Source organism: Paenibacillus foliorum (assembly GCF_013141765.1).
Classification (GTDB): Bacteria; Bacillota; Bacilli; order Paenibacillales; family NBRC-103111; genus Paenibacillus_S; species Paenibacillus_S foliorum.
In genome coordinates this window covers 1-23,602 of the sequence record NZ_WHOD01000055.1, presented here as the reverse complement: position 1 = coordinate 23,602, position 23,602 = coordinate 1, and the positions used below count along the sequence as shown (strand labels likewise).

General features: G+C 43.7%; 25 protein-coding genes and 1 other annotated feature (1 of these 26 cut by a window edge). Of the genes, 4 read left to right on the top strand and 21 right to left on the bottom strand.

The features are described from left to right. Positions 1 to 158: a binding site (T-box leader), on the top strand; it begins 103 nt to the left of the window's first position. A gap of 117 nt (positions 159 to 275) precedes the next feature. The 3 genes from trpS (at position 276) to GC093_RS13310 (ending at position 3,841) form a co-directional block, all read left to right on the top strand. Then, positions 276 to 1,265, top strand: coding sequence for a tryptophan--tRNA ligase (gene trpS / locus GC093_RS13320; RefSeq protein ID WP_171652366.1), 990 nt, complete (start codon positions 276 to 278; stop codon positions 1,263 to 1,265). 448 nt (positions 1,266 to 1,713) lie between these two features. After that, entirely contained in the window at positions 1,714 to 2,499 is a 786-nt protein-coding gene (gene pyrH / locus GC093_RS13315; protein ID WP_171652365.1) for a UMP kinase, read from the top strand. A 124-nt stretch (positions 2,500 to 2,623) separates the two neighbouring features. Continuing rightward, a complete protein-coding gene (locus GC093_RS13310; protein WP_246314264.1) occupies positions 2,624 to 3,841 on the top strand; it encodes an MFS transporter in 1,218 nt (405 codons plus the stop codon). A 125-nt stretch (positions 3,842 to 3,966) separates the two neighbouring features. Here the strand turns inward: GC093_RS13310 and GC093_RS13305 are convergent, their stop codons facing one another. From GC093_RS13305 to GC093_RS13220, 18 genes are all read right to left on the bottom strand, one after another. After that, positions 3,967 to 4,746: an SDR family NAD(P)-dependent oxidoreductase gene (locus GC093_RS13305; protein ID WP_171652364.1), complete on the bottom strand. Its 780-nt coding sequence runs from the start codon at positions 4,744 to 4,746 to the stop codon at positions 3,967 to 3,969. A gap of 37 nt (positions 4,747 to 4,783) precedes the next feature. Continuing rightward, entirely contained in the window at positions 4,784 to 5,686 is a 903-nt protein-coding gene (locus tag GC093_RS13300) for a sugar phosphate isomerase/epimerase family protein (protein ID WP_171652363.1), read from the bottom strand. Between the two features lie 15 nt (positions 5,687 to 5,701). Beyond that, complete coding sequence (locus GC093_RS13295; RefSeq protein WP_171652362.1) at positions 5,702 to 6,376, bottom strand: orotidine 5'-phosphate decarboxylase / HUMPS family protein; 675 nt, start codon at positions 6,374 to 6,376, stop codon at positions 5,702 to 5,704. Between the two features lie 31 nt (positions 6,377 to 6,407). Then, positions 6,408 to 7,448, bottom strand: a complete 1,041-nt coding sequence (locus GC093_RS13290; RefSeq protein ID WP_171652361.1) for a zinc-binding dehydrogenase — start codon at positions 7,446 to 7,448, stop codon at positions 6,408 to 6,410. 144 nt (positions 7,449 to 7,592) lie between these two features. After that, positions 7,593 to 8,609, bottom strand: coding sequence for a LacI family DNA-binding transcriptional regulator (locus GC093_RS13285; protein ID WP_171652360.1), 1,017 nt, complete (start codon positions 8,607 to 8,609; stop codon positions 7,593 to 7,595). Between the two features lie 68 nt (positions 8,610 to 8,677). Further along, the gene (locus tag GC093_RS13280) at positions 8,678 to 9,565 is read right to left on the bottom strand and encodes an SMP-30/gluconolactonase/LRE family protein (RefSeq protein WP_171652359.1); all 888 of its coding nucleotides are present in this window, start codon (positions 9,563 to 9,565) and stop codon (positions 8,678 to 8,680) included. Between the two features lie 363 nt (positions 9,566 to 9,928). Beyond that, positions 9,929 to 10,792, bottom strand: a complete 864-nt coding sequence (locus GC093_RS13275) for an ABC transporter permease (protein ID WP_171652358.1) — start codon at positions 10,790 to 10,792, stop codon at positions 9,929 to 9,931. A 15-nt stretch (positions 10,793 to 10,807) separates the two neighbouring features. Continuing rightward, entirely contained in the window at positions 10,808 to 12,016 is a 1,209-nt protein-coding gene (locus tag GC093_RS13270) for an LLM class flavin-dependent oxidoreductase (RefSeq protein WP_171652357.1), read from the bottom strand. Between the two features lie 67 nt (positions 12,017 to 12,083). Then, positions 12,084 to 12,395, bottom strand: coding sequence for an RNA-binding protein (locus GC093_RS13265; protein ID WP_171652356.1), 312 nt, complete (start codon positions 12,393 to 12,395; stop codon positions 12,084 to 12,086). 140 nt (positions 12,396 to 12,535) lie between these two features. Further along, a complete protein-coding gene (gene ssuE / locus GC093_RS13260) occupies positions 12,536 to 13,117 on the bottom strand; it encodes an NADPH-dependent FMN reductase (RefSeq protein ID WP_171652355.1) in 582 nt (193 codons plus the stop codon). 33 nt (positions 13,118 to 13,150) lie between these two features. After that, positions 13,151 to 13,354 (bottom strand): YezD family protein, encoded by a 204-nt coding sequence (locus tag GC093_RS13255; RefSeq protein ID WP_171652354.1) that lies wholly within the window; start codon positions 13,352 to 13,354, stop codon positions 13,151 to 13,153. A gap of 120 nt (positions 13,355 to 13,474) precedes the next feature. Beyond that, positions 13,475 to 14,284 carry an alpha/beta hydrolase gene (locus GC093_RS13250; protein WP_171652353.1) on the bottom strand — a complete coding sequence of 270 codons (810 nt, stop codon included), beginning with the start codon at positions 14,282 to 14,284 and terminating at the stop codon, positions 13,475 to 13,477. Between the two features lie 98 nt (positions 14,285 to 14,382). Further along, positions 14,383 to 15,444: a sulfate/molybdate ABC transporter ATP-binding protein gene (locus tag GC093_RS13245; RefSeq protein ID WP_171652352.1), complete on the bottom strand. Its 1,062-nt coding sequence runs from the start codon at positions 15,442 to 15,444 to the stop codon at positions 14,383 to 14,385. 6 nt (positions 15,445 to 15,450) lie between these two features. Further along, a complete protein-coding gene (cysW, locus tag GC093_RS13240) occupies positions 15,451 to 16,338 on the bottom strand; it encodes a sulfate ABC transporter permease subunit CysW (protein WP_171652351.1) in 888 nt (295 codons plus the stop codon). Between the two features lie 53 nt (positions 16,339 to 16,391). Next, on the bottom strand, positions 16,392 to 17,228 hold the full coding sequence (cysT, locus tag GC093_RS13235) for a sulfate ABC transporter permease subunit CysT (RefSeq protein ID WP_171652350.1): 837 nt from the start codon (positions 17,226 to 17,228) through the stop codon (positions 16,392 to 16,394). Positions 17,229 to 17,248: 20 nt separating this feature from the next. Next, positions 17,249 to 18,349 carry a sulfate ABC transporter substrate-binding protein gene (locus tag GC093_RS13230; protein WP_171652349.1) on the bottom strand — a complete coding sequence of 367 codons (1,101 nt, stop codon included), beginning with the start codon at positions 18,347 to 18,349 and terminating at the stop codon, positions 17,249 to 17,251. A 636-nt stretch (positions 18,350 to 18,985) separates the two neighbouring features. After that, positions 18,986 to 19,456, bottom strand: a complete 471-nt coding sequence (locus GC093_RS13225) for a Fur family transcriptional regulator (protein ID WP_171652641.1) — start codon at positions 19,454 to 19,456, stop codon at positions 18,986 to 18,988. Between the two features lie 59 nt (positions 19,457 to 19,515). Continuing rightward, on the bottom strand, positions 19,516 to 20,586 hold the full coding sequence (locus tag GC093_RS13220) for a CobW family GTP-binding protein (protein WP_171652348.1): 1,071 nt from the start codon (positions 20,584 to 20,586) through the stop codon (positions 19,516 to 19,518). A gap of 265 nt (positions 20,587 to 20,851) precedes the next feature. Here GC093_RS13220 and GC093_RS13215 point away from each other — a divergent pair, with 265 nt between their 5' ends. Then, positions 20,852 to 22,192, top strand: a complete 1,341-nt coding sequence (locus GC093_RS13215) for an N-acyl-D-glucosamine 2-epimerase (RefSeq protein ID WP_171652347.1) — start codon at positions 20,852 to 20,854, stop codon at positions 22,190 to 22,192. On the opposite strand, the gene GC093_RS13210 is transcribed toward GC093_RS13215, so the two are convergent. The 3 genes from GC093_RS13210 to GC093_RS13200 all read right to left on the bottom strand — a co-directional run bounded on the left by GC093_RS13210 (position 22,193) and on the right by GC093_RS13200 (position 23,473). After that, the gene (locus tag GC093_RS13210; RefSeq protein WP_171652346.1) at positions 22,193 to 22,663 is read right to left on the bottom strand and encodes an SRPBCC family protein; all 471 of its coding nucleotides are present in this window, start codon (positions 22,661 to 22,663) and stop codon (positions 22,193 to 22,195) included. 140 nt (positions 22,664 to 22,803) lie between these two features. Continuing rightward, on the bottom strand, positions 22,804 to 23,211 hold the full coding sequence (locus GC093_RS13205; RefSeq protein WP_171652345.1) for a DUF4395 domain-containing protein: 408 nt from the start codon (positions 23,209 to 23,211) through the stop codon (positions 22,804 to 22,806). Between the two features lie 88 nt (positions 23,212 to 23,299). Next, on the bottom strand, positions 23,300 to 23,473 hold the full coding sequence (locus GC093_RS13200; protein WP_171652344.1) for a hypothetical protein: 174 nt from the start codon (positions 23,471 to 23,473) through the stop codon (positions 23,300 to 23,302). Between the last annotated feature and the right edge of the window lie 129 nt (positions 23,474 to 23,602).

Genomic DNA, 23,602 nt, shown 5'->3' with positions numbered 1-23,602 from the left:
TTGCTTTGCTGAATGGTAAGTAGGTAAAGCCGGGATCTCTCGCCGTTAATAAAGAGAGCTGTATCGAGAGCAGCTTCATTCTGTCTTTCCGTACTTATAAGTGCATCTCTTTGATTTGAGATGAATTAAGGTGGTACCACGATAACCTCGTCCTTTGCGACGGGGTTTTTTTGTATTTTTTAAGGAGGTGATGTCCATGGAAGATGGCTGGTGGTGGTGCTGTTATTACGATTACGATCGCTTTATCAAATTTATATTTAACAGGAGGCAATCTCATGAAACCAAAACTTTTATCAGGAGATCGAATTACCGGCAAGCTTCACCTTGGACATTACGCTGGGAGCTTAAAAAAACGTGTTGAACTGCAGCATAGCTATGATTGCTATGTCTTATTAGCTGATGTGCAAGCTTTGACCACACACTATGAAAATCCAGAAATTGTAAGTGAAAACTTGCGAAATGTAGCTATGGATTATTTGGCATGCGGCATCGATCCGAGTCTTTCTACCCTGTTCATTCAATCCATGATTCCTGAAATTGCAGAGTTAACTGTGTACTTCTCGATGTTTGTGACAGTCAATTCTCTAAGGCATAATCCGACCATCAAATCAGAAGCGGCTGAGCGAGGCTATAAACAAATGTATTACGGCTTTCTAGGTTATCCTGTAAGTCAAGCAGCAGATATAGCTATTTGCAAAGCAGAGCTTATCCCAGTGGGTGAAGATCAATTGCCGCACATCGAACAGACGCGTAAAATCATAAGGCGCTTCCATCAGCTATATGCTCCAATTTTCCCCGAGCCTCAGGCATTAATAAGTGAAACTCCTAGGCTTATGGGATTGGACGGAAATTCTAAAATGAGTAAAGGCTTAAACAACGCAATATTACTGGATTCAACCCGCGATGAGGTGAACGATAACATCCAAAGGGCCAAAACTGACCCTGCGCGTATCCAAAAGCATGATCCGGGTCACCCTGAGATTTGCACCGTCTTCTCCTACTACCAAGCATTTTCTCCCGAGCTTACTAACGAAATTTATTCGAGCTGTACCCAAGGCAAGATCGGCTGCAAGGATTGTAAAAAGACGATCGCAAACCAAATCAATGTGTTGCTTGAGCCTATGCGGGAGAGACGCGACATCTACAGCCGCAATGCTAAACAAGTAGACGAAATCCTAATTGCGGGCACAGAGCATGCTAGAACAACAGCTAAAGAAACTATGCAGGAAGTTCGGGATGCGATGAAAATCAATTATTTCGCTTAAACATTGTAAGTTCAACCAATTTAAGGTATTCTATAGAAAAATAAAAGAAATTGTCAAAAAGGAGTGAGAGTCGATGAAACTCGTAAGCATACCTGCAAGGCCAATCGAATGTTCTCTTCTCTCCCCTATTCATATTTTTATGAAAGAACTAAGGCACTTTGTGCTTTAGTTCTTTTTTTATAATATCAGAATGTATAAGTTTTCAGCGGAGCTGAACCATTCTGATATTGCAAGAAAAGCTACTGCTAAGACACGAATGTATCTTCATCGAAGGGCTTCGAATAGAAGCTTTTCTTATAATATCAGAATGTATAAGTTTTCAACGGAGCTGAACCATTCTGATATTGCAAGAAAAGCTACTGCTAAGACACGCATGTATCTTCATCGAAGGGCTTCGAATAGAAGCTTTTCTCATATAAATATAACAACTGGGAGGCTTGGTGTAACTATGATTCAATATAAGCGGATTCTGATTAAGCTCAGCGGCGGAGCTGTGGCTGGCAGTAATGAATTCGGATTTGAACCTGCACGCTTGGAGCATATCGCTAAGGAAGTGCTGTCCGTTATTGAGATGGGAATCGAAGTTTCAATTGTTATAGGCGGAGGGAATATTTTCAGAGGAAACATGGCAGATTATTGGGGCATTGAACGAGCTGAAGCGGATAATATTGGCACCTTGGCAACCGTTATTAACAGTTTAATGCTCAGAGGGGTCCTTAAGCAAAAAACAGGCAAAGAAGTCCGTGTTATGTCCTCTATCCCTGTAAGCGCAGTAGCGGAGCCCTACATACGTTTGCGCGCTATTCATCATTTGGAAAAGGGATACATCGTTATTTTTGCAGGCGGCAACGGACAGCCTTATGTAACAACGGATTATCCCTCTGTTCAGAGGGCCCTTGAAGTCAATTGCGATGCAATACTCGTAGCCAAGCAAGGAGTAGATGGAGTCATGGATGGCGATCCAAGAACAAATCCCAATGCCAACACCTATGTTTCTCTCCCCTATAATGAAGTGTTGAATAAAAATCTTAAAGTCATGGATCAATCGGCCTTTATTCTAGCAAGAGATTTTAAATTACCGGTATTTGTCTTTAATTTTGACAAGACGGGTGCTATGAAAGCTATTTGTGAAGGTCTTGCTGAAGGAACCGCAATATTTGATGAGGCTCCTATCCAAATGGCCGCTAAAGGAACCAACAATAATGCTTCTAAACGAATAACGTCTATACAATAATCCCAAGTAAATCGGTTGTATATTATACAAGCAAATTGTGAACCTTACAATCATTGACAATGTTTGACCGGATCACCGGAAGCATTGACTTTCAACTGATAGTCAGCAGAGGTGGTTAGCTTCCATGGAAACAGGCAAAACCGGAGCCCTTGTCTCCTTATCATCCGTTCCTTTAATAATGACTTTAGGAAATTCAATGCTAATACCGATTCTTCCTTCACTCGCCGATAAGCTCCAGGTAAGCTCTTTTCAAATCAGCCTGATCATTACGGTGTACTCCTTGGTGGCCATTGTTCTTATCCCCATTGCCGGCTACCTATCCGATCGTTTTGGGCGCAAAAAAGTTATGATACCAAGCTTAATACTCGCAGGAGCTGGCGGAGCCATATGTGGGATGGCTTCTTTCTTCTCAGGTAATGGATATAATCTAATTATTTGGGGCCGCATTCTTCAAGGAATAGGCGCTGCAGGTGCTGCTCCAATCGTTCTCCCTTTAGTCGGTGACATGTTCAAAGAGGAAAGTGATATTAGTGCGGGTTTAGGCATTATCGAAACAGCTAACACATTTGGCAAGGTTCTTAGCCCTATTCTAGGATCACTTCTGGCGATAATCAGCTGGTATGCCCCCTTCTACGCAATCCCTGTGCTATGTCTAATATCGATACTCTTAGTTGGCCTTCTGGTAAAAGTACCGAAAAGCGATGACTCGAAGACAACATTGAAGTTCCCCCAATTTTGGAAATCCATTCGAGAGCTATTCAAGGAAAAAGGTCGCTGGCTTACTGCGGTATTTGCAATTGGCGGAATTTGTATGTTTGTCGTGTTCTCAGCTTTATTTTATTTGTCCAATTTATTGGAGGATCAATACGGGATAAAAGGGGTTTACAAAGGCTGTTTGCTGGCTATCCCACTAGCTGCTCTTTGTTTAGCCTCTTATATAACCGGAAAGATCATTGGGGAAAACAAACCTTTAATGAAATGGATTACTCTCGGAAGTCTTGTATTATTAAGCGGGGCTTTATTCATCTGTGGATGGATGAACCCGTCCTCCTTGCTGTTATTGCTGCTTTTATTAAGCTTGGCTGGGATTGGCGTGGGTGCTGCTCTACCCAGCATGGATGCATTGATCACGGAAGGTATTGAAAAAGAACAGCGCGGCAGCATCACTTCTATCTACAGCAGCATGCGATTTATTGGCGTTGCAGCGGGCCCCCCTGCAGCCTCTGTTCTTATGGATATTTCTAGTCGTTCTCTGTTCTATTCTGTCAGCTGCACTGGAGTTCTTGCCGCTCTGCTTGCTCTTATAGCCATTCGGCCCGGCAAACAAAAATCGATAGCATAAGAAAAGCGCCATGCGTCGCGCACGTGAAGTCCTTCGAATACGATCTACGTTTGTGCTCGGGGAGTGTGAATGGGTAGGAGATCCCGAGCACCGTTAGCACCTCATTTGCTAGCACTCTCAGCTTGCTAAACTCTATGTCCGCCAGTGATGCCAAGCTCCGTGCCTGTAACTTGAGTCGATTCATCAGACAATAGATAAATGACACCATAAGCCATGTCTTCAGCCGTCTGCATGCGACCGCTTGGAATTTCAACTTTAGCCTGTTCATGTAATTGCGCTTCAGTGACACCCATTCGCTCATGCAGCTCGATTTCCCCTTCGGACGCCACCCAACCGACAGTGATCCAATTCGAACGGATACCCTCCTCAGCATAGTTCGCAGCGACATGACGATTCAGCGTAAGCATCGCGCCTTTGGAGCAAGAGTAAGCTGCCAAATCCTTTTGGCCCTTATAACCGTTAGTTGAGCCTATTTGAACAATGGACCCTCCTCCAGTGCGCAGCATAGAAGCGATGGCATATTTCGTGCAGAAAAAGGCTCCCTTTATGTTCACGTCAAAAACTGTATCGAATAATTCCTCTGTCGTTTCTAGCATGCTGCCACGAGGAAAAACTCCCGCATTATTGACAAGCCCATCGATTCTGCCAAAATGGTCTACTGTTTTTTCAATTAACCGTTTACAAGCCTCTTCACTGCTAACGTCCGCTTTTATAAAAAGCGCATCGGTGATGTATTCTTCTTTGATATTTTGCGCGACCTGCAAGCCATCCTTTTCATTTCTGCCATTTCTGCCACTTATGATCACTTTTGCACCTTCACCTGCGCACATGTACGCAATGCCTTTACCAATTCCTTGGGTTGCTCCCGTGACGACAACAACTTTCCCCGCAAGCCTAGTACCCATGAGATAGCTGCTCCTTTCTTCGTTAATTTTTCAACAATTAGCTCAGGTACTCGGAAACTTTCTCTTTTAGGAAAATCACTGATTCACGCAAATCGCCAAGACCATTCACTCCATCCTCAATGGAAATCCAACCATGGAAATGAATACTTTGAAGCTCCTGAAAAATGATATTGTAATTATTAATGCCTTTCCCGATAACTCCGTGAGCTAATGCCTCTGAATATCCTTGTAAGGAATAATTCTTGAGATCATCCAACGTGTAGCCTTCTTTCAAATAGCGGTCGCTCGCATGCATCGTAAGTAGTCGGTGCTTGACTTCACTCAGCAGCTTCAACGGATCTTCACCTGCAAAAATTGCATTCGACGGATCATAGTTGATTCCGAACCAAGGAGAAGAAATCTGATCGATAATTTCCAAATAAATGTCCGTCTGTTGAGCGAACTCAGGAAAAGTCCAAAATCCATCCTTATAATGATTCTCCATAACCAGATGTACTTTCTTCTCCTCCGCATAAGGAAGCAGTTGTTTAATGCATTCTACGGTCCAACGAATTCCATCTGTTCTTGACACTTCAGGGCGATTTTGCCCGGACAGTACCCGGCTGCTGCGGAATTCATCCGGCCCCAAATAAGCCATGACATCGATCATCTTCTTCATTTTCACCACTTCTTGCTCACGAAAAGATGGATCGGGATGCGTAAAATCGGGTGAAGCACACATCATCGGAATTTCCAAGCCTTGCTGCTGCGCCGCCTCCTTCACCTTTTGTAAATATGCTTCATCTGTTTGCTTCAAAAAAAGCGGATACAATTCCAAACCATCTGCATTTAGTGTGCCAGCCATTTCAATCCATTCAAATAAAGACATTCTTCCATCGGCAAGTTCATCCATGTATCCTTTTGGGAATACGGATATTTGGGCACCGCTTTTAGTACTCATCGTATTTACCCCTTTCTAGTTGTTCTTTACTTTAGCTACCAGGTCCTGAAGAAGCGCTTTCAATTCGGACTTGTCTGTGCTTGGTCGAAACTCTTTCTTATCTATTACCAGAGGTGCCCCAACAACAACGAGTGGTGCCCCATGCTTCGGCATTTCAGCCGCTTGCGCAACAGTAAGACCTCCTACAGCTTGAACGGGGATGGATACAGCTTGTATGACTTCATGAAGATGATCAAACGGATTTCGTTCCGGATCTTCTCCTCTTTCATCAAATCCGGTATGCACGATAATATAATCGACACCATTGGCTTCGAGCATTTTGGCGCATTCCACTTTATCAGGAGCCGCCATAATATCGCCCATCACTTGAATATTAAAGTCGCGTGCGGCTTTTACTACTGCGCGAATCGTGGCCGGATGGGCCACTCCCATAACAACAACATGAGTCGCTCCTGCTTTGGCCATCATCTCTGCTTCCAGATAACCTCCATCCATCGTCTTTAAATCTGCCACAATCGGATGATGGGGAAATGCTTCGCGGAGTGCCACAACAGCATGCAATCCTTCGCCAAGAAGCAGCGGGGTTCCCGCTTCAATCCAGTCAATACCTGCTTCTACTGCGATTTCCGCCATTTCAAGAGCTTCCTTGATATTCGTCAAGTCTAATGAAATTTGTACGATTGGCTTCATGAGTTTGTCTCCCATCGATATAAGTATTGTTTTATAGATTAGGCAAAATAATGGACTTGGCATGCACCAGAGAATCCATCTCATCAAAAGCAGCTTTCCAATCCTTAATATCATAAGTTTTCGTCATGGGCAGTGGATCGATCTCTCCCTTACCCATCATTAACAAAACTTTTTCCCACATGGGATAATTATGGCTGAAGGAACCCTGCAGGCGTGCCGCTTTTTGAATTAATGGATCCAATGTAAAACCAACTGGGGCAGGCCCCCAGCCAATCTTTGTAATTTGTCCTCCTGGCCGGATAACTTCGATACTTTGCTTCAATGTAATCGATATACCTACCGCATCCAGTACCAGATCCGGTCCAAATCCGTCCCCATGAGACATGATCTCTTCAACTACATTTTGTTCATCAGCTATAATAAGCGTATCCGCACCAAATTGCTTGGCAATTTCCAAACGGGCTTTATCCTTGCTTGTTCCTACAATCGTGAGTCTGCCTGGAGAAAACATTTTGGCCAATTGCACACACATCAAACCGATCGGACCTGGGCCAAATACAACCACATAATCACCTGGACGAATTTGGGAGTGATGGGCAACTGCGTTATAAGCTACACAGGTAGGTTCCGTCATCGCTGCCTTTTCGAAAGAGACGTTATCCGGCACTTTGTGAACGATAGCTTCACGTGTTTTTACATACTCAGCCATAGCCCCATTTTCTAGCACACCAAAACCTCTGCGATCCGGACAAAGATTATATAAGCCGGTACGGCAATAAATACAAGTTTCACATATGTAGGAGGGAGTTTCGCTAACGACCCGATCTCCAATTTTAAAAAGGGATACTGCGGAGCCTACATCGGCCACAATCCCAGAATATTCATGCCCTAACGTCACCGGCCGGTTGACAGGAAACCCCTGGATGTCGTGATACATATGGAGATCACTGCCGCAAACACCTGCTGCTTTAACTTGAATTAGCACATCATTAGGTCCCAGATTAGAAGGTATTGGAACATCCCGAATTTCAACTGCCCCTGATCCTGCTGAATAATTAACAACTGCCTTCAAGAAAAATTCCTCCCAAATAAATAAATTATTGAAATGAATAGGAACCAAACAGGCGAGCACTTTTTCAATGTTTTAAACGAACTTCTCTGTCAAAATATGATTATGAAACGTTTCATTTCTTTATGCAAAATTACAAGCATTCTCTCACTTGTCTATTGCTGCAGCGGTAGAATCCCTAACTAACAATTTCGGAGTAAGAAATAAGTGTGTGCGGCTTATATGCTCTGTGGAGGTCAATCGCTTCAATACAAGCTCAGCGGCTTTGCTACCTATCATCAATGGAGACTGCGAAACAACAGTTACCGAGGGTATGATTAAATTCCATGAATATTCCAAATCTCCAAAGCCCACTACGGAAACATCTTGCGGAATCCGAATATCCAAGTCCCTACAAGCTCGAAGAATTCCAGCCGTTATATTGTTGTTTGCAGAAATAATCGCAGTTGGCGGCTGATCCAAAGCAAAGAAATATTTAACAGCTTCATAGCCGCTTACATACGTAAAACTCCCTTCCAAAAGCAGTTCAGGAGCTAAACTAAGCCGATATTTTTCAAAAGCATTAACTACTCCTTGATAGCGCATCTTCCCATGAATAGCTTCCGGATCGCCGCCCACATACCCAATCCTTCGATGGCCAAGTTCATACAAATGCTCTACAAGCAGCTCCATCCCCAATAAATTATCATCGGCTACAGTATCTACGGGAAGAGACAACACAGGTCTATCAACAAGAACAACAGGCACATTCCCCCGCAATAGACTGTATAATTCTTGGTTTGCCTTACCCGTCGTACACAGAATTAGACCATCAACCCGCTTTTCCTGCAGCATCTTGAGATTTTCACGTTCAATCTCTGGATTTTCCATGGTTGAGCTTATTAGAAGATGGTAGCCTTGTTTATACGAAACCTCTTCAATGCCCCGGGCAAGCATCATTTGAAATGGATTGGTTATATCCGCTAATAAAACAGCAATTGTATAACTGGAGGAGCTCCTCAAACTGCGTGCAATTCCGTTGGCACGGTAATCTAGCTCACTGACTGCTTTCATAACTTTTTCACGGTTCTTCGGATTCACATTTCCCTGATCATTGATTACCTTAGAAGCCGTTCCTACTGAGACCCCAGCTGCCTTAGCCACATCCTTGATTGTAATATTCACGCCTTAGATCACCCTTATATATACAATGATGGTCAATTTATGAAACGTTTCATTTTTTAAGGTAGCATTTAACCCCCATAAAAACTGGCAGGTCTTCCATTGATACCAGGCTTGATACAAAATACACCCCCCGCATGTGGCTGATCCTTCAATTGCTCCTCGCTTAATCCAACTCTGGCCGTTGTTATGTAGAGTTCATCCAAATTCTCTCCTCCAAAAGTGCATGAGCTAGTCTGAGCTGCCGGAACCGGGATAGAGGCGATTTTTTCAGCCGTCTCCGGATTCCAACAAGAAACCTGCCACCCATCCCAATGTGCAATCCATAGCATACCTTGGGAATCTACGGTCATACCATCGGGAAATCCCTCTCCCTCCGGGATCGTCACCGCAACTCGGGGATTTGTGATCTCCCCTCTTTCTAAGGAGTAATCATAAGCCATGACTTTTTTCGTTGGCGAGTCGATATAGTACAAAGTCTGGTTGTCAGGACTCCACCCCAAACCGTTGGATACGGTTACGCCTTCCACCATCCTACGAACTGTTCCATCTGTCTCCAAACAATACAGCGATCCACTCGGGCTCTTTTCCTTCATGTCCATGGTTCCGGCCCAGAAGCGACCTGCTTCATCACATTTCCCATCGTTAAAACGATTGCCTGGCATGTCCTTCTCCGGATCAATCCGTTTTGTCAGTTGCTCTGTTTCCAAGTCTAGAGTATGAAATCCGTTTTCAAGGGCTATAACTAGTCCTCCCTCAACTCTTGGCACTGCTGAGCCTATCTTTTGCTCTATTGTTATCGTCCGAACTTCTCCACTGGCCGGCTCAAAGGTATGTATGCGCTTTCCTATAATGTCGACCCAAATCAGTTTCTTACTGTGATGATCCCACGTTGGCCCTTCCCCAAGTATTGAGTTGACGTCACATAACAGCATTACTTCCGAACTTGCTTGTTCCATGCTCAATTCCTCCTAGATTCGATTTATTCACCTTACAAGTATTAACAATTTTACAATACCATGAAATTTAGTAGCACTTCAAGAAATAAAAACCAGTAGTGGGATTAGTGTCCAATAATTGATGCTTCATAAGAAAACTAAAAATAGAAATAAAAAAGAAGCAGTTCCCTTCATTTGGGTACTCAGCTTCTTTTAGTGTTAACCTATTTTCTATACTGTTACTCATCTGTCAAATCCTGAACATCCTGCGCTTCGCCGATAAAAATTTTATGCTCATACAAGAATTGATACGTTTTTCCATTCACTCATGTTTATTCCACCTCCTTGATCCTTCCTTTTATTTATCGCAGCTTAACTCCACCTTTATCCGTTAAAGTTATCTCGCCATTTCAACATTTTTTTCTCAAAGTATCGAACAACAGAATCCGATCCCTTACCTACGAAAGCAAATATCGCAATGCCAACAAATACAATAGACGTCTGTGAAAATTGTCTGGCATCCAGAATAAGATAGCCCACCCCTTCGCTGGATCCCATAAGCTCTGCAACAACCAACCCAAGCCAAGCAACACCTATAGAAAGCCGCAAACCCAACAATACATTAGGCAAAGCTGCAGGTAAAACTAGCTTTGTAATTTGCTTAAATCTGCTGAACTCCAGAACACGGGCCACATCAAACAGCTTCGAATCAACACCTCGAATACCCAGAAATGTATTTACATAGAGAGGGAAAAATGCTCCTTTGGCAATCAAAAGGATTTTGGAAAATTCACCAAAGCCGAACCATAATATAAATAAGGGTGTAATAGCCAAATGAGGAATGGTCCGCAGCATTTGTATACTGGGATCTACACTATCTTCAAAGCGTCGAAACAAACCAACCAGTACTCCAAATAATAATCCTAGTCCTCCTCCTAAAAGAAAGCCTACAGCCGCACGAAACAGACTAATCTGTAAGTGCTTATACAATTCCCCGCTGATAAGAAGCTCTATGAAGGATTTTGTAATCTCAACGGGTGTGGGTAGAATGGTCTTAGTAACCAGACCGGTTGATCCGATAATTTGCCATAGGAGCAGAACCGACAAAGGAAGTATACTACCGCGGATGATGGTTCTCATCCTCTCCCGCTGCTTTGATTTCCCCGGCTCTTCCGGAACGGAAATTGCCGGTTGGGTCTCCTTGGCAATTGCAACAGGCCGCCCTTGTAGCACTTCAGAATTATTCATTTATTCTCCTCCCTATCAAGCGTTAGCTTCTATGAAATCAATATGTTGTGAACTATTAGTCCGTTCAGACAATCTGCGTTTAATCTCCGGCAGCAACAATCGTCCGGTGGTTTCAGCTTCCTCCAGATTCGGATAACCAGACAATACGAAGGAGGAAATGCCTGCTTCAATATATTCAAGCAATCGATCAGATAGCTGCTCCGGTGTGCCTACTAGAAGCATACTGCCGCCGCCGCGCACAAGCGATATACCCGCCCAGAGGTTCGGCCCGAGAATATAATCATTCTCTTTGGACTGCTCGCGAAGCTCGTTCTGTCTCTTCTGGTTTGTAGCATCGGTTTGTGTAAACCGCTGTCCTGATTGCTCTATCGCCTTGCGATCTATTTTACTAATAATATCCCATGCTTCACGCCAAGCTTCCTCTTCAGTTTCTCGTATGAGTACCTGGGCTCGCAAGCCATATTTCAGCTCTCGATCGATACCCTTCTCCGCTTTCAAATTAACCCGCAGCTGTTCCATTTCAGCGATCTGTTCCTTAATCCAATCAAGCGGTTCGGTCCACATCAGATATACATCAGCCGTCTCTACAGCAGTTTTCTTACCTGCAGGTGAGCTGCCACCAAAATATAGAGGGGGATGCGGGTTTTGCACAGGTGCAGGAAGACTGGCGCCGCCTTCAATCTCATAATATTTGCCTTTAAAATGAACCGGCTCTGACTCCTGATAATTTTGACTTCCGGCCAGGTATCGTTCACTACTCTGTTTGGAACCGTTCCATACGCCTTTAACAATTTGAAGAAATTCCAACGTTCTTTCATAACGGTCGTCATGGGCATTTGCCAATGGATCTCCAGTTGCCTTTAAGTCTTGAGGAGACCCTCCTGTAACTACATTGATTAATGCGCGACCATTGGAGATGTAATCTAATGAAGCGGCCATTCTTGCCGCCAGGACAGGTGCTATTAATCCGGGGCGCATTGCTACGAGCGGCTTTAATATCTTGGTATGGGTCGCAATCGCTGAACCAACAATCCACGAATCAATGCATGACCCCCCTGTTGGAATCAAGGCAAATGTAAACCCAGCGTTCTCCGCTGTTTGCGCCACTTGAATCATATATTCAGAAGTTGACTCACGCTCAGGCTTTACACCAATGTACTTGCCATCACCTGTTGTAGGAATAAACCAACCAAACTCAACACTAGCGTCAATACTGTTACCCATGCTAATCGCCCCTTCACTCCATATTTAATCTCATAAGTTTACTCGCAATTAGAAGTTGAAAACTGTGCTAAGTTATATGAATAAAATCATACAGCTGTTTAGTCAGCCCACCTTTTCCGAATCGCAACATACTTCCGGTACGTTCTTTCCCATTCTTTTTATGGAAATCATTCAAAAATGCAATCGTCAATACACGTCGGCCAACGATATCATGATATCCAAATTCGTATAGCCATTGATCAATGGTGTTGTAGATTCCTCGGTTTAATCCAAATGCTTGATAACAATAATTGACGAACTGAATATCAGGCAAATGCTGCACCTCTGATTCTGATCTTGATTCAGTTAGTATCAGCTCCACGTTATTATTGGGAATCATTTGCATCAGCTCCTTATTATAAAAAAAAGAAGGTCCTATTAAGCAAGAGTGAGCTCCAGCTTTACAGAACCTCCGTTTGAACGGTCAGTTTTAATAAATAGTCCTTGAATGGACGAGGTGCGCTTAATCCCCGACCTTCCTTATGTAAGTGCAATGCCTTGGGATAAGCTGCTTAGTTTATTTCTTTCGGCACGCCATGACACTTCTTGAATAAACGTCTCTGCTACTTGTGTCAGCCTATGCCCAATTTCGTCATTAAGCAGGAAGCTGCCGTCCTCTAAACGTTGTACCTGTGTATCCAAAACAAAAGCTCCAGGTAATATATGATGCGCACCCAATGCCGAAAGTACAGGCTTAAATGCATGATCTATCGCTAATAAATGGGCTATCGTTCCTCCTATCGCAAGAGGCAGAACGACTTTACCTTCTAGTCCTTTTTGAGGAATCAGATCTAGGAAGGTTTTGAGAACACCTGTGTATGAAGCTTTATAAATGGGTGATGCAACTACAACAGCATCTGCTTCCGCTATAACTCTATTAGCTTCAACAATAGCAAGGCTGTCAAAGCGAGAATAGACTAAATCCTCTGGAGCCAGGTTTCTGACTTGAATCCATTCAACATCCAAACCCGCTTGAACGATCGCTTGCTGAATAAAATCCAACACCCCCTCAAGTCTTGAAGAAGCCGAGGGACTCCCTGAAATAATAGCAATACGAGCCATTCATACATCACTCCTTTTGGATTATTAAAATTATTACTTTGATTTCACTTGCTTGCCATCCAAAGAGTCACGATCACGCAAAGCAACTTCAGATTCAAACCGCTTGCGTTCCGTCCGTTCAATCTGCACAATTCTTCCGTCATGAACTACAATTTGTACAGTCCCGTATTCTAATCCATTCACCGAGCTAAGAATTCTCTTTGTCCAAATTTCGTCGACTTCTAATGGTCTGGCCATATTGATCCCTCCGCACGATTTATATTTCTCTTTCATTCAATATTTCCTATGTGTATACTCGGATTAATACCCAAAAAAATTTCATACCTTCACATTGTCCCAGCTTTTCTCTATAAACACCTAAATCGTCCAATCATGCCAATCGCTCTTTTGCTTTTCCAATGAATTCAGCCAGTTTTTGGTAGTAACAATTAATTGTTGATAAGATTGACTTGTTGAATAAGTATGATCCGCTTGGAAAATGATTTCTTTGTCGCACTGCCCTTGTGATCTCATCCAAAACAGCTTTTGATACAAGAAGCAATAGTCGACTGGAATCACTTCATCATTCGTACCATGCACCAGCAGCACATCTCCATTAAATCTTCTTGTTTGCTCAAAAGGCTGATGTCTCGGCAAGGATTCGAAAAAAGACGGCTTAAACGAATAGCCTAAGTAATCGGCGCTTCCATATTGAACAGCATCTTCATACAGTTTCTTACCCGTAATTTTAACAATATCATTAAATGGATGGGCAACAGCCGACCAAAGCACCAAGGTTTTGACTCTTTTGTCCCGTGCTGCAGTGAGAATGGCTACCGCACCGCCCAAGCTATGACCCAGTAAAATTACACGAGCCGGATCTACACAATCTATTCCTAACGCATAGTCGATTACGCTTCTCGTTTGATCTATCAACGTATCAACTCCACCTGAACCGTAGTCACCTGAGCTCTCACCGCAGCCTGCAAAATCGAAACGAAGGACCATATACCCTTGATCACTAAATTCACGTGCGGATTTAACAAACAGACGGTCCACTCCAATTCTATTCCCTACAAACCCATGCGCTATAATAATGATAGGGTTTTTGTTACCAGTGGATGCGGGATAATGAAGAGTCGCCGCAAGTTCGTTGTCATCGCTTTTTATCGTAATCTGGTGTTCCATAGCAACTCTTCCTTTCTGTGAGGCTTTGCTTAAGCAAAGCTTGCATCCTAAGCCATGGACTGATCATTGCTAGAGCAAGCCTGCCTTTAAAGCCTGGATTAAATGTGTACGGGTAAGGGATCAATTTTCAATCCGTTTTCAATGGTGCGGTGGTCCTGACCGTTAAATAAGTACACACGATGGATTAACACATGAACGGGATCGGACAGCTTTAACGTTTCCATTTCCAATGAACGGTATGCGTACAAAATTTGTCCATTTACCTCAACCTCTACCTGCCAATTCGTACCGCGAAAATAGATGTTCTTCACAGTACCAATTTCTGTTGCGGAAAGGTGACTGATTTCATTCTTATAGCCAATCTCCACAAATTCAGGACGAATGATTGCTTTTGAATTAAAATGCTCGGTATGTTCAAAACCTCTAAATTCTGCAATACGATCAATCTGATTCGATTCTCCAATAAAGCTTGCTACAAAAGGCGTCTGAGGATGCTGGTAAATTTCTATCGGCGATCCCTTCTGCTCAAGAAATCCTTGATTAATGATCATAATTTCATCGGCTACTTCTACTGCTTCCTCTTGATCATGTGTAACAAAAATGGTAGTGATACCTACGCGGTTTATCATATCCTTCAACCAGGTACGCAGCTCCTTACGGACCTTGGCATCGATAGCGGCAAATGGTTCATCCAGCAGCAGCAGCTGCGGCTCAGGAGCAATCGCTCTGGCAAAAGCTACCCGTTGACGCTGACCACCGGAAAGTTGATGCGGCAGTCTTTTCTCCAAACCTTTCAAGCCTGTAAGCTCAATCAATTCGCTTACGCGTGATTTAATCTCCTGCTTGGTACGGTTTTGAACCGTCAACCCGAAGGCGATATTATCATAAACACTCATATGCCTAAACAGCGCATAGTTCTGGAATACGAATCCGATTCCACGCTGCTGTGGCGGTAAATGATTCACTTTATTCCCATGAAACAATATATCTCCCGAGTCCGCATCCTCCAACCCCGCCAACATGCGCAATATGGTTGTTTTGCCTCCGCCACTCGGTCCAAGCAAGCCGATAAGCTTGCCTTTTTCAATCTCAAAGCTCACATCCTTGGTAGCTTGAAAGCTGCCAAAGCTTTTCATCAAGTGTTTGGCTATAATATGCATGCTCCCTTACTCCCCTTCCAGCTGGTGCTGCTGTCTTTCATGCTTCCACTCAATAAGACTCTTTATAATCAGCGTAACTACAGCCAGTAAAACCAAGAGAGAAGCAATGGCAAATGCACCTGCAAAATTATATTCGTTATATAAAATCTGAATGTGCAGCGGCATCGTATTCGTTGAGCCCCTAATGTGCCCGGATACAACCGATACAGCTCCAAACTCGCCCATCGCTCTCGCATTACATAGAATGATGCCGTATAATAAACCCCATTTAATATTAGGCAAAGTAACCTTCCAGAAAATTCTCCAGCCTTTGGCTCCTAGAGTAACGGCCGCTTCCTCTTCTTGAACCCCTTGAGCCTGCATTAATGGCAAAAGCTCTCTGGCAACAAAAGGGAATGTAACAAACACAGTAGCCAGCACGATTCCCGGTAAAGCAAAAATTATTTTGATATCATGCTCACCAAGCCAAGGACCGAACCAACCTCTTGCCCCAAACAACAGAACATAGACAAGACCGGATATAACGGGAGATACGGCAAAAGGCAGATCAATTAACGTGATAAGCAGGTTTTTTCCTTTAAACTTGAATTTGGTTATCGCCCATGCCGCACAAACACCAAACACCACATTCAATGGGACAGCAATTGCCGCAGTTAACAAGGTAAGCCTAATTGCAGAAGCAGCATCCGGTTCGACTAACGCCTTGAAATAGACTTCAGCGCCTTTCCTGAATGCCTCCACAAATATGGAAACTAACGGCAGTACCAACAATAGCCCCAGAAAAAGTAAAGCAATACTTATTAAAATCCATTTCACTACCGTCGGTTCAGTAATATGCTTGGGTCTATCTACCGCTACCGAACCTGCTTTCACGGTCGCCACATATCCGGCCATTGGGAATCCTCCTAAGAGTTTCGCTTTAGCGAAACTTACTACCAAGCATAAGCTTATACAGATGTATTAAATCGGTTAGCACGCCACTGTAGATAATTGATAACTAGCAGCATGAGAAATGAAATCACAAGCATGACAAGCGCAATCGCTGTAGCACCGGCATAATCATATTGCTCAAGCTTTGTCATTATAAGCAGTGGAGCAATCTCTGTTTTCATTGGCATATTGCCCGAAATGAATACAACGGAACCATACTCACCTACCGCTCTCGCAAATGCAAGCGTAAAGCCTGTTAACAGCGCTGGCAGCAGCTGCGGAAAAATCACTCGAATGAAGGTTCGCAAGCGTTGAGCGCCGAGACTGACTGCCGCCTCCTCGATCTCTTTCTCCAGCTCCTGCACGACCGGTTGCAGCGTTCGCACTACAAACGGAATACCAATAAAGGTCAAGGCGAGCATAATACCGAGTGGAGTATAGGCAACCTTGATCCCGAGTGGTTCAAGGAAGCTGCCTATCCATCCATTCTTCGAATATATCGTTGTCAAGGCGATACCTGCAACTGCTGTTGGAAGCGCAAAAGGAAGATCCACAAGCGCATCAATAAAGCGTCTACCCGGAAACGTGTATCTCGCCAGAACCCATGCCACGATAAACCCAAACACTGTATTTACTAATGCTGCACCGAGCGCCGTACCAAAGCTGATTTTATACGACGCAATTACACGGGCATCGGTGATTGTATGCCAGAATTGAGCCCATGTTAGACCGGAGGTTTTAATAAAAATGGCGGATAACGGAAACAAGACAATTAAGCTGAGATACAATACAGTAAAGCCCATTGTCAAACCAAATCCGGGTAATATACTACGCTCTTTCCACGCCTTTGCCATGGATTTCTCTCCTCTGACTCTTAAGGTTTATAAATTTGATCGAATACTCCGCCGTCACTGAAATGAGTTTTTTGCGTTTTAGTCCAACCGCCGAAATCATCAATAGTAAACAGGTTTACTTTACCAAATTGATTTTCATATTTTTTAGCTACCGATTCCAAACGCGGACGGTAATAGTTTTTCGCAGCAATCGTTTGACCTTCTTCTGTATATAAGTACTCCAGATAAGCTTGCGCCACTTCACGTGTACCTTTTTTGTCGACAACCTTATCAACAATAGCAACCGATGGTTCAGCCAATACACTTAGGGATGGAGTTACAATTTCGTATTTGTCTTTACCGAATTCATTGATAGACAGGTAGGCTTCATTCTCCCATGCAATAAGAACATCACCGATACCACGCTGTACAAATGTTGTGGTTGAATCGCGGGCACCTGAATCAAGCACTGGCACATTTTTGAAAAGCTTAGCGACAAACTCTTTCGACTTTGCTTCATCTTTTCCAAACTTCTGATCCGCATAGCCCCAAGCCGCTATGTAGTTCCAACGAGCTCCGCCTGATGTTTTGGGATTCGGAGTGATTACCTCTACGCCTGGTTTAATTAAATCATCCCAATCTTTGATGCCTTTCGGATTTCCTTTTTTAACTAGAAAAACAATAGTTGATGTGTAAGGTGTACTATTTTGCTTTAATTTCTTTTGCCAATCCTTTTGAATTAATCCCGCTTGTTCAATCGCATCAATGTCATAGGCAAGAGCTAAGGTAGCAACATCTGCTTCCAAACCATCAATGATTGAACGTCCTTGTTTGCCGGAACCACCATGAGATGCTTTGATAGTTACCGTTTGACCTGTTTTATCTTTCCAGTAGGCTGAAAATGCTTTATTGTATTCTTGGTACAATTCACGTGTAGGATCGTAAGAAACATTAAGTAGTTCTACAGGAGGCTTCGCAGCTGCAGTCGCAGGCTTCGCAGAATCAGGCGACGCTCCTGGAGTTGTACCCGATGCAGTCGGTGCTGTTGTTCCGCCACCGCACGCAGATAAACCAAGTAAGGATAAACTAACAAGACTAAGCACGGACCACTTTTTCCAATTCAATAGGTTTGTATTTGACATCTAATATTTCTCCCCTCAAATATACGGATCTCATTATAACTAGTACTCGCATCCGATAATCAGGATGTTAATCCTGGCTGATCTCCGGTGGTCCGGTTGATTTACTTTTATTCCGATGTGTTTACTATGTTTTATAAACAGTATATTATCATCGCCTCTGAAAGGTGTCAATCGTTTTTTTGTAATAACTTGTTATTTCTTCACTTCTTTATGATCGATAAATTATCGCCATTAACTCTTGTTGAAGTGACACCCGAGAGGTTAAGAATCACTGTCAGATATGCCCCGTATACGATCTGCGAGAATGAAGTTGAAGTAAGTGTTCCTCTAATTTATGGTAAACACAAATAACAGAGGGATAACGGAACAGTTGGTTCCTTTATTCCTCTGTTTAAGTGCTTAGTACTCATATTCGCCTAAAATAAAGGAATTCCGACTTCCTCTATCGCATTAAATTGGAGCCGCCAGATTGAAATAAAGGAAGTCCCGCTTCCGTGTAACTCTTTCAGCGCTCATAGCAGCTTCGCTGTTATTTAAAATTCTTAACAAGAAAAGTGCGATGAAGAACTTAAACAATTTATGTGTATATAAAAAGCCTCCTTATGGAGGCTCGATACTTATTAACAATATGTTATTCTAATTGCTTGCAGGATGAGGCTGCTTCGAGCAATCGCTGCAATAACCAAAAATCTCGAACCGGTGATTCATAATTTCAAAATCTTCCGGCAGATGGGGCACATGCTTCATTGGACAAAATTCAAAGGTAATCGTTTTTTCGCATTGAATACAGATCATATGATGATGATGATGAGATTGACAACGTGCGCGGAACTTAAGTCCATCATTCAAATAAAACTGCTCAAGCACACCCATTTCACTTAGTAGACGCAAGTTCCGGTATACCGTATCAAAGCTGACTCCCGGATATTTGGGGCGCATCGAATCATAAACATCTTTGGGTGATAAGTACCCTTCGGCTTCTGCAAACAGGGTTGCCAAGCTTTTGCGCTGGTCGGTTATTCTCCATCCTTTGGATGCCATGGCTTTGACCATATCTTGGACTGTTTCTTGAACACTGTGCTCATGATTATGACTATGATTTTCCATCATTTTATCCCTCAATTTACCATTCTTTAGTTTAATAATGCCCTAACTAGGTAGGAGAGTCAATCTTTTTGCTCTCCAGCGGCTTGCTCCAGAGTCTCTAACTCCAATGCTAGTTCTTGTTTGGAGAAATGTTCGCCAATAAACACAGCCACATTAGGAAGCTCCTCTTTAGGTGTGATTTTAACAAAATCCATCTCTCGGTAAGCATATTGAAACATAAATGGACTGGACGTATCTGAAAAGCGCAATATGCCTTTGGCCCGATATACATTAGAAGGAAGCCTTCCCACAAGCGCTTCAAACTGCTCGCTATCAATGGGTCCTTTAAAATAATGCGTATAAACCATAACATGATCGTGAGAATGGTGCGTTACGCCGGCTTCCTTGCCGTTTAAATGACCCTCGCCTTCATGCTCATGCAGGTGGCTAGGATCCGTACAACTCTCATCATGCGAATGTTCATGCGTACAAGACGAGTTGAGGCCCTTGGAGCTGGAAAGGCTAACATTATCACCTGTCTCCCCCTCAAGCCGGTCAAACAGTGTCAAATCGATATGACAGCGTATAGTCGCAGTAATCGGAGCCACAGCGTTCCATTCGCGGATCACTCTTTCCAGTTCGCCTAAATCAGCCGGAGCTATTAAGTCGGTTTTATTCAGAACAAGATGAGTAGCGCAGCGAATCTGCTCCTGCATTAGACGGTATGTTTTACCCACACCTTTGCGGTGCTGCTCCAGAAGCTGAGCCGCATCTACAACGGTAATTACCGATTTGAGCTCAAGCTCAGTTAGCAACGAAGCATCAGTGACCCCATCTAACATTTCCATTGGGTTCGCAGCACCCGTACACTCAACAAAAATGACATCCGGAGTATTCTCCTGGATTAATTCTCTCAATTCCAAGCCCAAGTCGCCGCGAATCGTACAGCAAATACAGCCGCTTAGCATTTCTGTCATAGGCACGCCTTCTTCTACCAGCATTCCATCCAGATTCACATCACCAAGCTCATTCATAAGTACTGCCGGCTTTTTGCCGCTTTGTTTGTAGTAATCCAGCGCTTGTGTTAGCAACGTTGTTTTACCGCTACCCAAAAAACCGGATAAAATATGCACAGGTACAGCTTGTTTCATTGGTGACCTCTCCTTAGAGTTTTGCTTTAGCAAAACGTTCTACGTAAGCATTCATTCGTTTAAATCGAAAGCCGAAAATGTAAGGTATATGTAGAAAATTGTAGCCCTGTGTTGAGCAAATGTCAATTTATAAGTAATTATTACAATTATACCCCTAATTACTACAACAGTCTTCTATTTTGGTACAATACAACATAAAAGCATAGGGATGGCCACAATTAAACCATTAATGCGGTTTAGTAACGAACTATTGTAGGAGGATACCATGAACCGTCTGCTAGGACCCTCGATTCAGATCGACCCGACCTTTCCTTATTATCTGAACCGCTCTGAGCAAAGCATTGCTGATGAGCTGGAGCTGTCAGGGTATCGGGTAATCCATTACTTTGTGACCGATGAGACAAAAATCAATCAGAAGCTGCTTGAAAAGCTGCGGGATAGAGGAATGGCTGTATGGGCTATGGTGCTTGGCAATGGTTCGTACACGACAGGACATTTACCGAAGGATTGGCCGGATTGGCAGATGACGCTGCTAAAGCCTGTAAACGATGGCTACTTCCGTTTCTCTCCATTCAGCTATAGATACACTGCTTGGAAGAAGCAGGCTCTAGCGGAGCTTGTACGGAAGTATCCCTTTGATGGATTGGAAGTGGCAGAACCGTATTTCCCAGAGTGGAACGGCCTTTCCAATGGTGTTTATGGAGATGTGGGTCCCTATGCCAAAGCAGCCTTCAAGCAGCAATATGGCTCTGAAACACCTGATTTCAAGCACCGCTCCAGCCCTAATTATTACAAAAACAACCCCATCCTGTACCGTCTTTGGATTGAATTCAGGGTGTCGGCCTTGAACCGATTCTTGTTTGAGCTAATCAATGGTCCAGGTGGTGTGCGGGAGGCTCGCCCTGACATCAGAATTGCCACCTGGTCACTAGGTATTCATGCTGGAGCTGACTCTGTAGAAAAGCTCCGGGAATTTCAAGGGCTTGATGCTGCAGCAATGATCTCAACTGTGAGGCCAGACCTTCACATTATTCAAACCCATTGGCCCGATTGGATGCGAACGTTTCTCAAAGCGGATTATTGCAAGCATTATGAGCCGTTTATGGCTAAAATCAGGGCGATACATCCGAATATTCCGATTGGAGTTCAGGCGGATATTGGCTCACTTCAACGAATGAGGCGCAGCCGAACATGGTTAAATGATTTTGCCTCTACGTCAGTCAAGCTAGGTTATTCGACTTGGACTGCGTATGAATATCACTTGGGCAAATATATGTACGATGAGCCTCCTCTCCCACTGTGCGCAAAACGTACTGGACCTGAGAGCATAACGATTTATTTTCAAAAGCGCGTTGAGGTTCCAGAATCCTTAAAAGCTTTTCAAATAATGAACAATGGAAAGCCTGACGACACACTCCCTGTAAAAGTAATGAGGGTTGATGGAAGCAACATACGGCTGTATAGCAATCATTTTCCATCGGACAGGTTTCAGCTTTCTATTGCTAATGTTGAGGATACACCGCAATTATGGTTATTTCCAAGTAAACGAGCAAATAAAGTAGCCCTACCTTGTTACATTGAGATAGATGCTGTTGAGGATAATTGACTAAGTACCTGGCAGCATCTGCTTGTCTAGCTGCTCTAGCACGAATGGCCACGCATGTTCGTGTCCGTTCCTCGATTCTTCATCCGGGAACCCTGCGTGCGTAAGGTGCAGTAATGTCCCGTTGCTGTGTGGCTCTAGTTCAACAGTGACTACCGTTTCAGCTCCCTTGGTTCCGCCTTCTCCTGTAACCCACGTTATTTCGATGAGACGATCTGGTTCAAGCCTAAGAAAGCGTCCATAATGAGGATGTCGTTGAGCCTCACTATGCGACTCGGGCTTGAAAACAGTCTCAAAGAAGAATACGGTGTTGACTTCACCTTGCATAATCACTGATCCGGGAGCTGCAAACCATCGGTCGAACTGCTTCGTCCACGCTTGGTAAAGTACATCCGGCGGTGCATCCATCTGTCTTTCTACTTTCAAGTTTAAAGGTCTTGATGTAAGGTCAGGAAAGCATATAGGAGTTGTCATCTAATCATCAGTCCTTCCAGTTTTGTGTGGCAATCTATTCTTATTACATTATTTCTTTCTAAATAAACAGGAATACGTTCAGGCATAAGCCTAATTCGTATACCTGTTTATTTGGGAAGAACCCAGAGCTACTATTGAAATCAACGTAAACTTTTTTTAAATTGATAATAAAGAAAACAGCCCACACAGAAGCCACAAATAGCTATGAATGCAGCCACAGCTACCATAGCGGCAGCGATGTATCCGGCAACAGCAGAATGAAACACCCAAAAGCAAAGCAAGGAAATAGTTAAAAGTATAACAGCGATGGAATTGTTAAACCGCAACAATTCTGCTGATTCCGTCTGGGCGCCTGCTACACGAGAAGCTAACAACGGAGAAGCTGCTCTTACAATTAAGTTAGCTCGAATCCCCTTCCATAATCCAATTACTTGAATGGCCCATATAGCAGCGATAAACACTGGTTGCTGCAACAAAAGGGCTAATACTACAAAAAGGACAATACCAGCTTGATTTGCACGAACATACGGTATAGGAATTTCACGCATTTCCATTAACCTCCTTTCTCATTAGAAACCCTGCATAATAATTCGAAACCTTCTGGATACCCGATAATCCAATCCATAATTTCAATACTCAAGCCTGCTCAAGCGCGACCTTCCCTGTGCTCTTATCCATTAAGATAAGCCGCCCCTGCACCATGCCGCCTCCATCATCGGTCAAGGACATTGTATCACTGCTTCCCTGCTCTACCAGCTGACGAGCGTCCCGCTCCGACAGCGCTGCGCCAAAGCTGTCCTTCCAGATCACAAAGCCGCAGCCGGCTTTGTATTCCGTGCAGCCATAGCCGCGCTTGCCGGCAATGATGCGGCCCGCGCAGCCCTCCCGCGGGCAGGCCGCGATGCCGGCGCGCGGAGCTGCGCTCGGCGCGGGCTCGCG

What these genes read in the sequence shown, in the direction of transcription:
- trpS (WP_171652366.1), top strand. Translation starts at nt 276, where the DNA reads ATGAAACCAAAACTTTTATCAGGAGATCGAATTACCGGCAAGCTTCAC.
- pyrH (WP_171652365.1), top strand. Translation starts at nt 1,714, where the DNA reads ATGATTCAATATAAGCGGATTCTGATTAAGCTCAGCGGCGGAGCTGTG.
- GC093_RS13310 (WP_246314264.1), top strand. Translation starts at nt 2,624, where the DNA reads ATGGAAACAGGCAAAACCGGAGCCCTTGTCTCCTTATCATCCGTTCCT.
- GC093_RS13305 (WP_171652364.1), bottom strand. Translation starts at nt 4,746, where the DNA reads ATGGGTACTAGGCTTGCGGGGAAAGTTGTTGTCGTCACGGGAGCAACC.
- GC093_RS13300 (WP_171652363.1), bottom strand. Translation starts at nt 5,686, where the DNA reads ATGAGTACTAAAAGCGGTGCCCAAATATCCGTATTCCCAAAAGGATAC.
- GC093_RS13295 (WP_171652362.1), bottom strand. Translation starts at nt 6,376, where the DNA reads ATGAAGCCAATCGTACAAATTTCATTAGACTTGACGAATATCAAGGAA.
- GC093_RS13280 (WP_171652359.1), bottom strand. Translation starts at nt 9,565, where the DNA reads ATGGAACAAGCAAGTTCGGAAGTAATGCTGTTATGTGACGTCAACTCA.
- GC093_RS13275 (WP_171652358.1), bottom strand. Translation starts at nt 10,792, where the DNA reads ATGAATAATTCTGAAGTGCTACAAGGGCGGCCTGTTGCAATTGCCAAG.
- GC093_RS13270 (WP_171652357.1), bottom strand. Translation starts at nt 12,016, where the DNA reads ATGGGTAACAGTATTGACGCTAGTGTTGAGTTTGGTTGGTTTATTCCT.
- GC093_RS13265 (WP_171652356.1), bottom strand. Translation starts at nt 12,395, where the DNA reads ATGATTCCCAATAATAACGTGGAGCTGATACTAACTGAATCAAGATCA.
- ssuE (WP_171652355.1), bottom strand. Translation starts at nt 13,117, where the DNA reads ATGGCTCGTATTGCTATTATTTCAGGGAGTCCCTCGGCTTCTTCAAGA.
- GC093_RS13255 (WP_171652354.1), bottom strand. Translation starts at nt 13,354, where the DNA reads ATGGCCAGACCATTAGAAGTCGACGAAATTTGGACAAAGAGAATTCTT.
- GC093_RS13250 (WP_171652353.1), bottom strand. Translation starts at nt 14,284, where the DNA reads ATGGAACACCAGATTACGATAAAAAGCGATGACAACGAACTTGCGGCG.
- GC093_RS13245 (WP_171652352.1), bottom strand. Translation starts at nt 15,444, where the DNA reads ATGCATATTATAGCCAAACACTTGATGAAAAGCTTTGGCAGCTTTCAA.
- cysW (WP_171652351.1), bottom strand. Translation starts at nt 16,338, where the DNA reads ATGGCCGGATATGTGGCGACCGTGAAAGCAGGTTCGGTAGCGGTAGAT.
- cysT (WP_171652350.1), bottom strand. Translation starts at nt 17,228, where the DNA reads ATGGCAAAGGCGTGGAAAGAGCGTAGTATATTACCCGGATTTGGTTTG.
- GC093_RS13230 (WP_171652349.1), bottom strand. Translation starts at nt 18,349, where the DNA reads ATGTCAAATACAAACCTATTGAATTGGAAAAAGTGGTCCGTGCTTAGT.
- GC093_RS13225 (WP_171652641.1), bottom strand. Translation starts at nt 19,456, where the DNA reads ATGGAAAATCATAGTCATAATCATGAGCACAGTGTTCAAGAAACAGTC.
- GC093_RS13220 (WP_171652348.1), bottom strand. Translation starts at nt 20,586, where the DNA reads ATGAAACAAGCTGTACCTGTGCATATTTTATCCGGTTTTTTGGGTAGC.
- GC093_RS13215 (WP_171652347.1), top strand. Translation starts at nt 20,852, where the DNA reads ATGAACCGTCTGCTAGGACCCTCGATTCAGATCGACCCGACCTTTCCT.
- GC093_RS13210 (WP_171652346.1), bottom strand. Translation starts at nt 22,663, where the DNA reads ATGACAACTCCTATATGCTTTCCTGACCTTACATCAAGACCTTTAAAC.
- GC093_RS13205 (WP_171652345.1), bottom strand. Translation starts at nt 23,211, where the DNA reads ATGCGTGAAATTCCTATACCGTATGTTCGTGCAAATCAAGCTGGTATT.